This is a genomic window from Rhizosphaericola mali (assembly GCF_004337365.2).
Classification (GTDB): domain Bacteria; phylum Bacteroidota; class Bacteroidia; order Chitinophagales; family Chitinophagaceae; genus Rhizosphaericola; species Rhizosphaericola mali.
This window is the reverse complement of record NZ_CP044016.1, coordinates 2,712,405-2,728,657: the sequence shown is the minus strand read 5'-3', so window position 1 is coordinate 2,728,657 and position 16,253 is coordinate 2,712,405. Positions and strand designations below refer to the sequence as shown.

Sequence of the window (16,253 nt, the reverse complement as noted above, 5' to 3'; positions counted from 1 at the left end):
GTATTAAGAGGAAAAATTATTAGAATAAAAAGTTTTTTTTTCAACATTTTTAACTCACTTTCGTCCTCCTACACGGAAAAATATTGTGGATAAATTCCAAGTAAAGCTTTCATGAAGGACCTGAATTTTATACCAAAAAAAGATAGATTTTAATACATTATGATGAATAATTCAGCAGAATTGGTTTGGTCTAAGTGCTTGACTATCATTAAAGATATCGTGGAATGGCAGCATTTCAAGACATGGTTTGAACCGATAAAACCTGTTGAATTAAAAGGGGACGTTTTACTTATTCAAGTCCCTAGTCAATTCTTTTTTGAATACTTGGAAGAGAATTATGTTCCATTGTTGGCTAATACCCTAAAACGTGAGTTGGGAAAGAATGCCAAATTAGAATATCGTATTATTGTAGATAGTGGAAATAAAGGGAAAAGTGGATCTATGGATATCCCTGCGGGTCCCGTAAAACATTATACAAATAATGAGGTCAATTTTCCTTTGGTTATTAATAATCCTGTGAAGAATCCATTTGTGATTCCAGGATTGAAAAAAATGCAAATTGATCCACAATTAAATCCTATTTACAACTTTGATACTTTCTTAGAGTCAGATTGTAATCGTGTCGCTCGTCGTGCGGGTAAAACTGTAGCCGAAAAACCTGGAGCAAACTCTTTTAATCCTTTAGTAATATACGGGGGCGTTGGTTTGGGTAAAACGCATGTGGCTCAAGCAATCGGTAATGAAGTAAAAAAAATGCATCCTAATAAAGTGGTACTTTATGTAAGTAGCGAAAAATTTATCAATCAATTTCAGGATCATAGTCGTAATAATGCAATTAATGATTTTATTCATTTCTATCAATTGATTGATGTTTTAATTATTGATGATGTGCAGTTCTTTGCACGTGCAGAAAAAAGTCAAGATGCATTTTTTGCAATCTTTAACCATTTACATCAGAGTGGTAAACAATTAGTGTTGACTTCTGATAAGGCGCCGAAGGATTTGGACGGATTGCAAGAGCGTCTTTTGAGTCGTTTCAGATGGGGATTAAGTGCTGATTTGATGGTTCCTGATTATGAAGCGCGTATTGAGATATTAAAGCAAAAAATGTACAATGATGGCTTAGAAATGCCGCAAGATGTTATTAATTATGTTGCTTATAATATCAATACAAATGTTAGAGAATTAGAAGGTGCATTGATTTCTTTATTAGCACAATCTTCTTTGAATAAAAGGGAAATTGATTTGGAATTGGCAAAAAAAGTATTACGCAATTTTGTCAAGACAAGTACAAAGGAATTGACAATTGACGCCATTCAGAAATTGGTTTGCGAATACTTCAATGTTCCTTATGACAGATTATTGGAAAAAACGCGTAAACGTGAAATCGTACAAGCGCGTCAAATTTCGATGTATTTAGCAAAAACATTTACAAAAAATTCTTTGAAGAATATTGGAGAGCATTTCGGTGGTCGAGATCATACCACTGTAATACATAGCTGTCAAACGGTGAAAGATCTGATGGATACAGATAGTATTTTTCGTGAAAATGTAGTAGAACTTACTCAAAAAGTACAATTAGCCGCAATTTAATTATAATAAAAAGATAAAATATAAAAGCGTTTTTCATATATGGAAGACGCTTTTATATTTTGTCTAATGCAATTCTATTTTTGTTTTGAGATTTTTGAAATTGGGTAGGAGTGAGATGGGTTATTTCTTTAAATTGTTTGGATAAATATGCGACACTACTATAGTTTAATTTGTCTGCGATCTCCGTCAAATTGAGCTCACCATAACTCAATAATTCTTTTACAAATTCAATTTTTTGTTGAAGAAAATACTGCTCAATTGTATTTTGTTGAATTTCAGAAAATAGTTTACTTAGATGACTATAATCAACATATAGACGATTAGTTAAATATTCGGAGATTTTTTCATGCTGAGTAGGAGCGTTTCTTATATATGCTAAAAGCAGAACTTTGATTTGATTTACAATTTTTTCTTTGCCAATCTCAATAATTTCAAAACCTTTTAGGCGTAAATTTTTATTTAATGCAATTTCTTGTTGATATGTGAGGTTATTTTCTGGCGTTATCTCTCCTAGTATTACCTGAGAAAAAGCAATTTGTTCTTCCTTTAATGATTGTTCTACCGCAGTTATGCACCGAGGGCAAACCATGTTTTTTATATAGATTTTTTGTATTTGCATCAGTATATTTACTTAGACAAATTTACAGAATCTGTATAAAAAAATAAGATTACTATTGAATTCTTGTTAATTCAATACCATAGCTATAAGTAGAATAGTCTGAAGATGTTTGCCAATTTAAAAATAAAAATTTTCTATGAATTAATCCCAAACCTTTCGCATAACTCTCTGATGAATATAATCTAGTGTAATAACTTGACATCGAACCTTCGGTATAATCAATTTCGTTTACAGTAATAGTATTGTTGTAAGATTGGTCATAAAAGGTTTGTGCAGTGTTGAGATCTGTATATTGATAAGACCATTGAGATTGATAATTTATATACACATCAGCTGGATCAGAAAAACTGGAACTCGCACTAGTACCTATTGTAAAATAAGCATCACCATCCCACGAATGTTCTACAGTTATAGGATTGGATAGTTTAATAAATCTTAGATTGTTTTCGTCCACTAATTGTAAATTAGTAGAGTCAAGCGTTATATTATAGGCATTCAAATAAACCCAACTATTTGAACTGGATGTAAAAGGTTTAAGGTAAGTGTAAATTCTATAAGTGGTATTATTTTCTCCATCCAAAGATGCTGATATGACAGAATCTTTGCGGTAATATGTACGCGTTACTGTATCTGTGCCAAAGGAAAGAAGCGCTACAGAATCCAATCTATACAGATAAGAATCACCTACATTAATGGATAAATAATCTTTGTATGTAGAATAAGTTTGTGTATCGATAGTGGTTTTGCTACAGCTACATATTACTAACAAGCAAAATAAATTTAATAGCGTTCGACTTTTTTTTAAAATATCCATATAGTAGTAAGAATATACAAGAAAACGTGAAATTGTGTAAATTATTTTACATCAATTTCACGTTTTCTTGTATTTGGCGGCATTAATTATGCAACCATCAAACGAAATCCATTACCATGAATATTTACAATTTCAATATTTGAATCTTCTTTCAGATATTTTCTTAATTTGGCGATATATACATCCATGCTTCTACCATTAAAATAGGTATCGCTACCCCAGATTTTTTTCAATGCTTTTTCTCTAGGTAAAAGATCATTCTTATGCTCTGCTAACATTTTCAATAGCTCATTTTCTTTTGGAGATAATGTCAGAAGGGTACTTCCATGTTTTAACTCCCTTAATCTCGGATTAAAATGAAAAGTTCCTAAATCAAATTCAACATATTCAGATTCCTTATTCAAATCTTCATTTCTCTTCAAGATTGCCTTAATCTTCATCAATAAAACCTCACTATCAAATGGCTTTGTAATATAATCGTCTGCACCCAATTTGTATCCTTGAAGGATATCGTCTTTCATAGTTTTAGCACTTAGAAAAAATAAAGGTACTTCAGGGTCTATGTCACGTATTTCTTCACCTAAAGTAAAACCATCCATATTTGGCATCATTACATCCAATAGGCAAATGTCAAATTTATCTCTTTGAAAGGCTGCTAATCCTAAACGACCATCTCTTTCTAATTCAACATCATAGTCATTTAATTCCAAATAATTTTTCAATACCATACCAAGATTCAAATCATCTTCGCATAATAATATTTTATACTTTTTAGTCTCCATGTTTGTTCGGTTTTTTAATGGTTTAAATTTACTACATTTTTTTAATACGAAACCTTACGTATTGAAAAACAATATTAATGCAAAAGTCCTCGATAGCTAAATAAGAATTTGTTAATTTCTGCTTGTAATTCTTGTTTATAACAAGTTATTATCAAAAATCTAATAGAATAAAATGTAGAAGTTTTCAACATATTGTTCTGCTTTTTGAATGATTTCTAATGAAGGTTGTCTTTTCTATAGAAAAGGAGTTAAAAAATGTTAAAATATAGATTTTTCATTAATTTAGGGCAAGCTTTATAAAATAAAAAATGCTATAAATCTTACATATACATATTGTGATAATAAATATATAAATAAAATGTGACCAAATTGTTAAATCTGTTTTATTTTGTGGAGGCATTTACATATATAGTGTTTTAATAATATAGATGAAAAGATTTAGTTTTAAGCAGGTCGCTCCTTTTTTGATTTTAAGTATTATTTCCATCATTTCGATTTTCGTTCCTACGCTTTCCAATTATGATGATGGGAAATATAACGGTGCAGATATTGTTTGGATATTAATATCTTCTGCTTTAGTTTTCTTGATGACGCCAGCTGTTGCATTTTTTTACGGAGGGATGGTTAATAGAAAAAATATTCTTTCAACGATGATGAAAAGCGTGGCGTCAGCAGGTGTTGTAAGTATATTATGGGTAATTGTAGGGTTTAGTTTATGCTTTGGTGATGATATTCATGGATTCATTGGTAATCCAATGACATTTTTATTTTTCAAAAATGTAAATTCTGGTCATCCCTGGCCAGGAATGCCATCGGTGCCATTGACATTATTCTCTTTATTTCAATTAATGTTTGCTATAATTACTCCTGGTTTAGTGGTAGGAGCGATAGCGGAACGAATGCGCTATACAGCATTTGTATTATTTTCTGTATTATTTTTATTATTTGTATATGCACCATTAGCTCATTGGAGTTGGCATCCAGAAGGCTTTTTAGCAAAAATGGGCGTTTTAGATTTTGCAGGTGGTACTGTCGTTCATATATCTGCGGGTTGTGCTGCATTGGCAGGAGCAATTGTTTTAAAGCCAAGAAAAGCGCATGTAAATCATATAGCTATTTCGCCAGCTAATATTCCTTATGTATTAATGGGGGCGGCATTGCTGTGGTTTGGTTGGTTTGGTTTTAATGCTGGGTCTGCTGGTTCTGCTGGAGCGTTGGCAGTTTCTGCATTTGCTACAACAAACACTGCAGCTGGAGCAGCAGGATTATCTTGGATGTTTATAGATGTTATTAAAGGTAAAAAGCCCTCTTTATTGGGGTTTAGTATTGGTGCTGTTGTAGGTCTTGTTGCCATTACGCCTGGTGCGGGATTTGTTGCGATTCCGCAAAGTATATTTATCGGATTTATTACAGCAATTATTTCTAATTATGCTGTTGATTATAAAGGTAAAACTTCATTGGATGATACTTTAGATGTATTTCCTTGTCATGGTTTGGGTGGAATTGTTGGTATGTTATTAACGGGTGTTTTTGCAACGAAAACAATTAATGGAGCAGGTGCTGATGGTTTATTGTATGGTAATCCTTCTTTTTTCTTTACACAATTTAAGGCAATGATAATTGTTGTGGTGTATAGCTTTATTGTATCCTATGGGATATTTAAATTGATAAATTTGATTTTACCAATTAGAGTATCTGAGGATGAAGAGGAGTTGGGGTTAGATGTTTCTCAACATGATGAGAATTATTTGGAATTTTTGATAGAAAAGAATAACTAATACGCGTATAATACAAAATTTGAAATAACAAAAGATTATTTCAAAGAGAAATTTTTGATGCTCTTTGGGGGCCGCAAACTAAACTACAATTCTTAGAAATTGAACTACAGAGAAGACGACTTTTTTACCTTTTAATTGCCTTTATGATATACTAATGCTTAATGTTAAACTTTGAAAACATGCTTTATGCAATGGACTGTGAAATGAATAGGAGCTATCTCCATTATTCATTTCGCAGTTTTTTTTAATTATAGCCTTGGCTTTTAGATTCTAGTAATGTCTGCCCCTAATGCATTCAGTCTTTGTTCTATATATTGATAACCTCTGTCGATCTGTTCGATATTTTGAATAGTACTTTTTCCTTGCGCACTCAATGCCGCAATTAATAAGGCTTGTCCAGCTCTGATATCCGGACTAGTCATAGTTATGCCTCTTAATTGATGTTTTCTACCTAGTCCAATTACTGTAGCTCTATGTGGATCGCAAAGGATTATCTGAGCTCCCATATCAATTAATTTATCTGTGAAAAATAACCTACTTTCAAACATCTTTTGGTGGATTAATACGCTTCCTACTGCTTGGGTTGCTACAACTAAAACAATACTCAAAAGATCTGGCGTAAACCCAGGCCATGGGTTATCATATATAGTTAATATTCCTCCATCTAAATAAGTACTAATTTCATAGGAGTCTTGTGCTGGAACCAAAATATCATCATTTTGAAATTCCATTTGAATGCCTAATTGTGCAAATTTTTCAGGGATAATTCCTAAGTCTTTTAAACCCGCATTTTTGATTCTAATTTCACTTTGAGTCATTGCTGCAAGTCCAATAAAGCTTCCCACTTCAATCATATCGGGAAGCATCGTATGTGTCGTGCCATGTAAAATTTCGACACCCTCAATAGTTAAAAGATTACTTCCAATGCCATTAATATTTGCCCCCATTCTAACTAACATTTTACAAAGTTGCTGAATGTATGGTTCGCAAGCTGCATTGTAAATAGTTGTCGTACCTTCTGCAAACACAGCGGCCATAACGATGTTGGCGGTTCCTGTTACCGAGGGCTCATCCAAAAGCATATAAGTTCCCTTTAATTGCTCCGTTTTTAATTCGAAAAAACTACTTTCGGAATGATAAATAAATTCTGTTCCTAATTTTTCAAATCCTACAATATGAGTATCTAATCTTCGACGTCCAATTTTGTCTCCTCCAGGTTTTGGAATAAAAGCCTTGTGAAAACGTCCCAACATTGGGCCTGCAATCATTACACTACCTCTTAGCTTCCCACCTTTGTATCTAAATGCTTCAGACGCAAAATATTCTAAGTCTACGTTGTCAGCTTTAAAACTACAAGTATGGCGATTGATTCTATTTACTTTTACTCCTAGCTCTGCTAATAATTCTATTTGTAAATTGACATCCCGGATATCCGGTATATTATGAATAATTATTTCTTCTGATGTTAACAAGACCGCTGAAATGACTTGTAAAGCTTCATTTTTTGCACCTTGTGGTGTGATTTCTCCTTTAAGTTTATTTCCCCCTATTACTTCAAAACTTGGCATATTGTGTAAGAATTTATAGCAAAAATAAAAGAATTGATAAGTATCTAAAATTTATTTCTTTACATGTTTGATTTGGCTTTTTTAAATAATAATATAACTTTTTAATAAAATTTAAAAACTTGAAATTTCAAATTAATAATGAAGTATATTTAGACTTTCAAATAATTTTTTACAATGCTAAAAACCAAAAAAAGCTTTTTATTAGGATGTTTAATTGCTGGTGCGATTCCATCATTTGGACAACTGACTACACAAAGCAAAGTTGATTATGTAAATCCTTATATTGGGTCGGAGGGGCATGGCCATGTGTTTGTAGGTGCCGATGTCCCATTTGGAGCAGTACAATTAGGACCAACACAGATAGGTCAAACTTGGGATAAGTTTAATGGTTGGGATTGGTGTTCTGGTTATAACTATATCAGTAGGGATATTCTTGGTTTTACGCATACACATTTAAGTGGTACAGGGATTGGTGATCTTAATGATATAATGATTGTTCCTGCCAATGGGCCTCTATTACTAGAACCAATGAAATTTAACCAACCAGGCTCTGGTTATGGATCCTTATTTAAAAAAGAAACTGAAGTTGTCCACCCTGGATATTATGAAGTGTATTTGGATAATTATAAAGTCAAGGCACAATTAAGCGCGACAGAGCGTGTCGGAATTCATCAATATCACTATGAAAAGACAGATAACGCACATATTCTAGTTGATCTGGGTTTTCATATGAATTGGGATATGCCTACACAAACCTCCATTAAAAAGATTGATAATTACACTTTTGTTGGACAACGTTTTTCTAAGGGATGGGCAAATGATCAACGTTTATTTTTCGTGATCAAATTAAATAAACCAGTTGCAAACTTTAAATTATTTGATAGTTCTGCAACGATTTCAGGTAATGAGGCAAATGGAAAATATATAAAAGCAGCTTTATTTTTTGATGCACAGAAAAATCCAGATATTGAATTGAAAGTGGCTATTTCTCCTGTAAGTGTAGAAAATGCCATTCTCAACTTGAATACAGAAGCAAAAGATTGGAATTTCGGAAATTATGTAGCGCAAGCGCAAAAAAAATGGAACGACAACTTAAATCGTATTGAAATAGAAGCTCCAGATAATATCAAAACACTTTTCTATACTTCCCTATTTCACATGTATATTGGACCAACTTTGTTTAATGATGTAAATAAAGACTATAGAGGTACGGATAAAAAAGTATATCCAAAAGCGGATTTTCAAAATGTAACGACTATGTCTCTTTGGGATTCCTATAGAGCATGGAGTCCGTTTATGACTATTGCAGAACCTTCTATGATGAAAAATGTTGCAGCTTCCGTTTTAGCGATTTATCAACAGCAAGGTCGCCTTCCTGTATGGCCATTAATGGGATGTGAGACCGATTGTATGGTAGGTAATCCGGGAATTATAGTTGTAGCAGATGCATTTTTAAAAGGATTAATTCCCAAAAATAAAGAGGCTTTGGCTTATGAAGCGGTAACAAAAACAGCGACCAGAAATGCATCTGGTTTGGATTTTGTAACTGATTTGAAATTTATTCCACTAGACTCTTTATTAGAGTCTGTTTCTTGGGCAATGGAATACGCAATAGCAGATGCTGGTATCGCTAGAATGGCGAAAAAAAAGGGAAAAACTGCAGACGCAATCTACTATGAAAAAAGAAGTAAACTATATACCCAATACTATGATGATGGTGTAAAGTTTTTTAATGGTCGACATATAAATGGTAATTTTAGAACACCATTTGACCCAATTTCTGCGCTTCATAGACAGACTGACTATACTGAAGGGAATGCTTGGCAATATCTGTGGTTAGTTCCGCAAGATGTGCATGGTTTGGTAAAATTGTTGGGTGGAGAATCTACATTTGAGGAGCGTCTAGATCATTTCTTAACCATGTCTTCAAATTTGAAAGAAGGGTCTTCTCCTGATATAGCAGGCATGATAGGTCAATATGCGCAAGGTAATGAACCTAGTCATCATATCGCTTATCTTTATACTTATATTGGTAAACCATATAAAACTGCGGATTTATTAAGAACCGTAACGGATAGTTTTTATACAACTAAACCGGATGGGTTGATAGGTAATGAAGATGTGGGACAGATGAGTGCTTGGTATGCGTTTAATGCTTTGGGTATGTATTCTGTGGATCCGACTTCTGGTATTTATGTATTTGGAACACCATTAGTAGATAAAGCAACTATACATTTAGAGAATGGCAAAACTTTTCGAATAAATGTTTTAAATAATAGTAAGGAAAATAAATACATACAGTTTGTAACGCTTGATAGGAAAAATTATCCCTATAGTTACTTAACACATAAACAAATAATGAATGGCGGAACTCTAGTATTTAATATGGGGGCGAAGCCTTCGAAGTTTGGAACAGATAAAAAATATCGCCCATAGTTTTATCTGTAAGAAAATAGATTTGACTCCTGTTGCTACATTAAGCAACAGGAGTTTTTGTATGTTCTAATATGGTTTTTGCCATAGTTTGGATTGTAAATTGCAATTCTGGTTTGTAAATATATTTTCTAATTTCAAAGTTCAAACCACCTACTGCGTAGTAATGATCAGCAGTACGACAAAGCATCCATTTGTCAACTTTAGTTTTAGAAAGAAATTGTAGTTGTTCTTCTGATATTGGAATGCTTTTGGCAAAATCGTTGTGCTCAGTTTTTTCAAAAGTAAAATTCCATTGTTGATTATTGACAAATAGCATGGAAAACGTGTTGTTATTATCTAATGGGAAATCCTTATTTAAAGAAAGTAAATCCATAAAATAAGTATCTCCTTCTGAATGAAAAGATAAATGTAACGTAGTTAAAAAATGTTCCTCGTCACTATGGATAGTAGTATATAGCGGTAAACTATTACTTTCTAGATCTCCAATTTTAGAAATTTTAGTTTTGGGTATTAATGTCACCGGATCGATATTGGTCACAGTTTTTGTATCTAAAATATTTTTATATCGATCTATATAAATATTTTCAATTTTTTCCTTTGTCAAATTACTAGGACGTTTCGGGAATTCTTCATAGCTACTATTCACTAAATTCCATAGCTTGTCTTGATGTAAATGAATTTTACGTTTACTTATGATTAAAACAATAATAGTTAGAATGACAATGGAAATAATACTAGGATACAACATAATTTTAATTTTGATACATTTCAATTTGCAAACGAGTTTCTTCCAGATCTAATTCAAAAATCATTTTACGAAGGATCTCCTCATTTTTACCTGTGGAATGCATTTTTTCGATTTCTTGCCTTTCAATATTAATCAATTCAATCTGTACTTTGGTAAATTCATTGAAGATTTGATTAGGTAATAATTTACCATTTCCAAAATAGTTAGAAGGCAGATCTGTGCGTTGAAGTCTATTGTATTTGACCTCGTATTTACTTTTAATATTATTCAAAAGATCATCATTCATTAGGGAAAGATTCTCTTCGATATAACTTATAGTATGACTTACTACAGAATTTCTAATTTCATACTCTTCCATATCCACGGAATAAGGGGAAATTTTTAATTTTTTTATAAGCCAAGGAAGCGTTAGTCCTAATGGAATTAAGGTGACTAGAATGACGCAAAAAGTTAAGTATAATACCAAACTTCTGTCTGGTAACGACATTCCACTTTTTAAGGTAAATGGTATGGCCATGGCAGCAGCCATAGAAACAACACCGCGCATACCCGACCATGCGAAAACTATAGTTTCGGAATTGGTTAGTTTGGAATTGAATTTGAATATTTTTTCTGATACTTTGTTGCTTAGTAAGATAGACGGTATGATCCATAAAAAACGCACTAAAATAACCACAATACTTACTATAGTTCCATATAGAAATAATTCATAAATACTATAATTACTTAATCCGCTTCTAATCTCTCTTAGTTGCAATCCAATTAGAATAAAGACTAAACTATTTAAAAAATAATTGATAATCTGCCATATTGATGTAGTCATAATCCGAGCAGAGTGGGAGAGTATCCTAGATGATCTATAACTCAAAAATAACCCAGCCGTCACCACTGCTAAAACTCCAGATGTTTCGAAATGTTCCGCAATCAAGTAGGCTGCATATGGCGTAAGTAGAGAAATGGCAACCGCAATAGTATCATCACACACAAATTTTTTATAAAAAAGATGTATCAAATAACCTACGGCAAAACCAATCCCAACGCCTAAGATCGAAGAATATAGAAAAGTTAATCCTGCACTCCAAAATACAAAATTGCCCGCAGTTACCGCCACTAATGCAAACTTGTAAGCGATCAAGCCACTCGCATCATTCAATAAACTTTCACCTTCAAGTATATTCAATAAAGTGGGTCTTAATCCCAATCCTTGGGTGACTGAAGTAGCGGCTACAGCATCCGGAGGCGAGATAATGGCTCCTAATAAAAATGCCATCGGCCAAGAAAAATAAGGAATAAAAGAGTGCGCAACTATCGCGACTAAAACAGTTGTAAATAATACAAGCCCAATTGCAGCCAAACTGATAGGGCGAATATTGGTTCGGAATTCATGCCAACTTGTGTGCCATGCCGCTGAATATAATAGCGGAGGCATGAATAACAATAAGACGACTTGTGGATCTAATTTTATAATAGGAAGTCCAGGAATCAAACTTATCAAGACTCCTGTAATTACTAATAATATCGGAAATGGAAACTTATATTTTTTACTGAAGATTGCTAGTAGCGCAATTCCAAATAACAATATAACTATAATCGCAATATTTTCCATTTTCTTAAAGGTGGCTAATATGCATTATTGAGATAATGACGCTATATCAGCAACAGTCTGGTGCTCTAAAATAGCAAGATTTGCATCTCTTACTTGTATCAATACATTTCTTAGCCCGCATACTTTTTCATCACAATTGGCACATTTTTCATAGAAAAATTTACTTACACAAGGCAATAAGGAGATAGGACCATCAATTAGGCGCATGACATCAGCCAATACAATTTGATCTGCCGGTTTGCCTAAATAATAACCGCCCCCCTTACCTTTTTTACTTTCTAGAATACCCTCTTTACGCATTTCAAGTAAGATGTTTTCTAGAAATTTTAAAGGTATTTTCTTTTTTTGAGCAATATCCGCAATAAGGATAGGGCCATCATTTTGTTTCTGTGCTAGATACATCAGTGCCTGAAATGCATATTGCGTTTTTTTCGAAAGCATAAACTATATGTCCTATTTAATTTGATTTATAGTAAAGAAATACAAATTTAAAAAAAAGCATTGATATTTTTAATGACAGTTTGTAACTGTTTAAATATCAATGACTAGTTTAACATTGTCATTCATATATGGTCCTCCTGGATACCTTGCAGTATAGTCTAGATTGATCCAATATTCACCATTGTTTTCATGATAAAAAATTCCTTGAATTCGATAATTGGAAAATAGTTGAATAATTGCTTGTTGTGCTATTAAAAAGTCCTTTTTATCTCCAATATATAATTCCGGATACATATGTCCTTCTACAACAACAAGACGGCATTTTGCACCTATACTTTCCATACATGATGCCATTAGGATACTGTGATCATCACAATCTCCGCCTAAACCATTTTGAATTGTTTCTTTCGCCGTTGCGTAGTATTCATCACGCAAAGGATCTGGTACGTATTTGAAATTGTTATTGATATATTTGAAAAGAGAAAAATAACGAACAAGCGGACCATATTTGGCTTTGTAATCGGCAAAATATTCTAATGAATGTTTTAATGCAAAGTTACGTACTACGGGATCTGTCGTACTGATTTTTGACTTGACAATTCTTGCAGTACGGCTTTGAATATTTTCAAATAAATGGGGGCTTTTGTTAAGTAAATCTGCCTCTTTCTGTTCTTTTACATACCAGTTTTGAACTGTCAGATTCTTATAATCTTGTAAAATTGTTTTTACTGTATAAGTTCCATTGACTTGTTTGTAAACTAAAAAAGCTCCAATGAGGATGAAAAAGGGAATTATAAATGGGCGTAATATCCAAATGAAAAAACGGACTACCAATATCGAAATAACCAATGCCAATATGAAGTCGAAATTAAAATTTCCGACTAAAAGTGGTGGAATAAATCGACATACAAATGGCGTTAATGGAATGATAACCAAAATGCCCATAAAATTGACGAGAAACTTAAACCAAGATTGATGTTTTATATTATTCCATTGCATTGTGATCACAGATAATAAACAAAGATACAGTTCCTTTGATTTTTGATACAATAAAAAAGGTCGCCAATTTATTTAAATTGACGACCTTTTCAAATATTAGAAAAACCTTATTCTCCTACCAATGAAATTTTCAATGTATTCGTTGGTTTTTGTTTTTCAACTGGAGTACTACCGGTATTTACGATAACGTCGCCGTCAGCGATATAACCTTTTTCCTTTAAGATTTCAACTTGTTCTCTAGTAATTTTATCAAAAGTGCTATTGTCGTCATAATAATAACCTCTAACACCCCAACTCAAACTCAATTGATTGACCAACTTTGGATTTTTTGTAAATACAAATAAAGGAGTACTTGGTCTGTAACTACTTAATCTAAAAGCAGTTCTACCACTTTGAGTCATTCCAATTAATGCTTTTGCGTGTGTTTCATGTGCAATTTTGCATGCATTGAAACAAATAGCATCTGCTAGAACAGTTGGAGATTTAGCCAAAGGCACTACATCACCCTCACGGTTATATGGATATTCTGTTTTTTCCACTTCCATGATGATTTTGCGCATTGTCTCAACCACCAAAACTGGATGTTCGCCCATTGCAGTTTCGCCACTCAACATTACGGCATCTGTGCCTTCTAATACCGCATTAGCAACGTCAGTAATTTCACTACGATTTGGTTTTACATTGGTCATCATGCTTTCCATCATTTGCGTAGCAACAATAACCGGTTTAGAACGGTGTACGCAAGCACGGATAATTTCTCTTTGAGCCAAAGGAACTTTTTCAACTGGTAATTCAACACCCATGTCACCACGAGCAACCATTACTGCATCAGATTCGTTAACAATGTGGCGAATGTCTTCAACCGCAGAAGGCATTTCGATTTTTGCCATGATTTTGATTTGGCTGTTTTGTTCATTTACACGTTTGCGTAAATCAACCATATCAATTGCTTTTCTTACAAATGACAATGCTACCCAATCCAAATCGTGTTTCAAGATAAAATCCAAATCGATAATATCTTTTTCAGTCATCGCTGGTAAAGAAATCTCTGTATCGGGAAGGTTGACTCCTTTGTGTGGTAAAAGTGTACCACCGTACGTAACTTTTACATTTACATTACCTGTGTTTTTGTCCACAGAATCAACAACAACTTCTAATTTACCATCGTCGATCAATATTTTTTCACCCACTTTTACATCATTATGCAAATTTGGATAAGAAATATAGATTTTACTTTTAGTTCCAACTACTTTTTCTGTAGAAGAAAATGTAACGATGTCGCCTCTATTTAATTGCAATTTGCCATTTTCCAATTCACCTACTCTCAATTTAGGTCCTTGAAGATCTCCTAAAATGGATAAGTTAAAAGGATGTTCTGCATTTATTTTTCTAATTTTTTCAATGATATCTAATTTATCCTCATGTGTGCCATGAGAAAAATTTAAACGAAAGACATTCACACCCGCTTGTGCCAATTCAAGCAGCATCTCATAAGAAGAACTCGCCGGTCCTACTGTTGCTACAATTTTTGTTTTATGAAATAACTGATTAATCGGAAAATCACATTCTCGCATAGTTTCTATTTGTTTTAACTCTTCGTTCATATTGATTGATTGATATTATAAACTTTTTAGCTGGCCAATATTTTTACCATCCTTAGCCATTCGTCATTGATCTTGTCTTTTTCTCTAATTGCGATTTCAAGCGGAGTATAAGCGATTTTATCATCTTTAATCCCTACCATTACATTTTTTCTGCCTTGCAAAAGACATTCAATTGCATGAAATCCCATTCTGCTCGCTAATATTCTATCTACACAAGTTGGTGAGCCTCCTCTTTGCATATGTCCTAATATTGAAACTCTCGTATCCATATTAGGTAACTTCTCTTTTACGACTTTCGCTACTTCTGACGCACCACCAAATTCATCTCCCTCTGCCACAACAATCAGGTTCACTAATTTTTTTCTTTTTTCTTTCTCAGAAAGCGCTGCGATAATATCGTCTATATTGGTTTCTGCCTCTGGTATCAAAATATTTTCTGCACCTGTGGCTATCCCACTATAAAGAGCGATATATCCTGCATGTCGCCCCATTACTTCTACAATAAATAAACGGTCATGTGCATCTGCAGTATCTCTGATTTTATCAATAGCATCCACTGCTGTATTTACCGCAGTGTCAAAACCTATCGTAAAATCAGTACCATATAGATCTTTATCTATTGTGCCTGGTAATCCGATAACTGGAAGATCAAACTCTGTACTGAGTTTTAAACCACCTGTAAAACTACCATCACCGCCTATAACCACTAGACCTTCAATACCTCTTTTTTTCAAATTGTTGTATGCTTGCTCACGACCTTCCGGTGTGAAAAAAGCTTTACAACGTGCGGACTTTAAAATCGTGCCGCCTCTTTGTATAATATTTGCTACAGAAGTTGATTCCATTAAGCGAATATCATCCTCTACCATACCACTGAAACCTCTTATGACTCCGTATACTTCGAGTCCGTAATAAAGTCCAGTTCTGACTACCGATCTTATGGCTGCATTCATTCCTGGAGCATCACCTCCGGATGTAAGCACTGCAATCTTGGAAATTTTATTTGACATACATTAATATCATCTATGTTTTTCCGAAATTATATTTAATCATCGAAATAAACAACAGTGTATTTGTTGGATTTGGATAATTAACGTGCCAAAAGTAATAAAATTAATTTTGGTATGGCTGCTTGTTGTGTTAATTGAATAAAACCAAATGATTTTTAATGCTTTAAACAAGTGAATTTGTAATAATATTTATGTTTTTTAGGATTTATATAAAAAATAGCCGCACATTTCTGTGCGGCTATTTTTGCTAATTAT

Annotated in this window: 13 protein-coding genes; 3 read left to right on the top strand and 10 right to left on the bottom strand. The window is 33.2% G+C overall.

The features are described 5' to 3' along the window. Positions 1-162 precede the first annotated feature (162 nt). Positions 163-1,593 carry a chromosomal replication initiator protein DnaA gene (dnaA, locus tag E0W69_RS11695; RefSeq protein WP_131331953.1) on the top strand — a complete coding sequence of 477 codons (1,431 nt, stop codon included), beginning with the start codon at positions 163-165 and terminating at the stop codon, positions 1,591-1,593. A 52-nt stretch (positions 1,594-1,645) separates the two neighbouring features. On the opposite strand, the gene E0W69_RS11690 is transcribed toward dnaA, so the two are convergent. The 3 genes from E0W69_RS11690 to E0W69_RS11680 all read right to left on the bottom strand — a co-directional run bounded on the left by E0W69_RS11690 (position 1,646) and on the right by E0W69_RS11680 (position 3,808). Then, entirely contained in the window at positions 1,646-2,212 is a 567-nt protein-coding gene (locus E0W69_RS11690) for a helix-turn-helix domain-containing protein (RefSeq protein ID WP_131330243.1), read from the bottom strand. Positions 2,213-2,264: 52 nt separating this feature from the next. Continuing rightward, positions 2,265-2,981 (bottom strand): hypothetical protein, encoded by a 717-nt coding sequence (locus E0W69_RS11685; protein WP_131330242.1) that lies wholly within the window; start codon positions 2,979-2,981, stop codon positions 2,265-2,267. Between the two features lie 131 nt (positions 2,982-3,112). Further along, positions 3,113-3,808 (bottom strand): response regulator transcription factor, encoded by a 696-nt coding sequence (locus E0W69_RS11680; RefSeq protein WP_131330241.1) that lies wholly within the window; start codon positions 3,806-3,808, stop codon positions 3,113-3,115. Positions 3,809-4,236: 428 nt separating this feature from the next. Here E0W69_RS11680 and E0W69_RS11675 point away from each other — a divergent pair, with 428 nt between their 5' ends. Next, positions 4,237-5,586 (top strand): ammonium transporter, encoded by a 1,350-nt coding sequence (locus E0W69_RS11675; protein WP_131330240.1) that lies wholly within the window; start codon positions 4,237-4,239, stop codon positions 5,584-5,586. Positions 5,587-5,849: 263 nt separating this feature from the next. On the opposite strand, the gene murA is transcribed toward E0W69_RS11675, so the two are convergent. Continuing rightward, entirely contained in the window at positions 5,850-7,154 is a 1,305-nt protein-coding gene (murA, locus tag E0W69_RS11670) for a UDP-N-acetylglucosamine 1-carboxyvinyltransferase (protein WP_131330239.1), read from the bottom strand. Positions 7,155-7,328: 174 nt separating this feature from the next. Here murA and E0W69_RS11665 point away from each other — a divergent pair, with 174 nt between their 5' ends. Next, the gene (locus E0W69_RS11665; protein WP_131330238.1) at positions 7,329-9,590 is read left to right on the top strand and encodes a GH92 family glycosyl hydrolase; all 2,262 of its coding nucleotides are present in this window, start codon (positions 7,329-7,331) and stop codon (positions 9,588-9,590) included. Positions 9,591-9,630: 40 nt separating this feature from the next. Here the strand turns inward: E0W69_RS11665 and E0W69_RS11660 are convergent, their stop codons facing one another. From E0W69_RS11660 to pfkA, 6 genes are all read right to left on the bottom strand, one after another. Continuing rightward, complete coding sequence (locus E0W69_RS11660; RefSeq protein ID WP_131330237.1) at positions 9,631-10,338, bottom strand: hypothetical protein; 708 nt, start codon at positions 10,336-10,338, stop codon at positions 9,631-9,633. 4 nt (positions 10,339-10,342) lie between these two features. Beyond that, a complete protein-coding gene (locus E0W69_RS11655) occupies positions 10,343-11,944 on the bottom strand; it encodes a Na+/H+ antiporter (protein WP_131330236.1) in 1,602 nt (533 codons plus the stop codon). Positions 11,945-11,968: 24 nt separating this feature from the next. Then, positions 11,969-12,385 (bottom strand): RrF2 family transcriptional regulator, encoded by a 417-nt coding sequence (locus tag E0W69_RS11650; protein WP_131330235.1) that lies wholly within the window; start codon positions 12,383-12,385, stop codon positions 11,969-11,971. Positions 12,386-12,475: 90 nt separating this feature from the next. Next, entirely contained in the window at positions 12,476-13,330 is an 855-nt protein-coding gene (locus E0W69_RS11645) for a transglutaminase-like domain-containing protein (RefSeq protein ID WP_225321241.1), read from the bottom strand. Between the two features lie 161 nt (positions 13,331-13,491). Continuing rightward, on the bottom strand, positions 13,492-14,988 hold the full coding sequence (pyk, locus tag E0W69_RS11640; protein ID WP_131330233.1) for a pyruvate kinase: 1,497 nt from the start codon (positions 14,986-14,988) through the stop codon (positions 13,492-13,494). A gap of 26 nt (positions 14,989-15,014) precedes the next feature. Next, a complete protein-coding gene (pfkA, locus tag E0W69_RS11635; protein ID WP_131330232.1) occupies positions 15,015-15,998 on the bottom strand; it encodes a 6-phosphofructokinase in 984 nt (327 codons plus the stop codon). Positions 15,999-16,253: the final 255 nt, after the last annotated feature.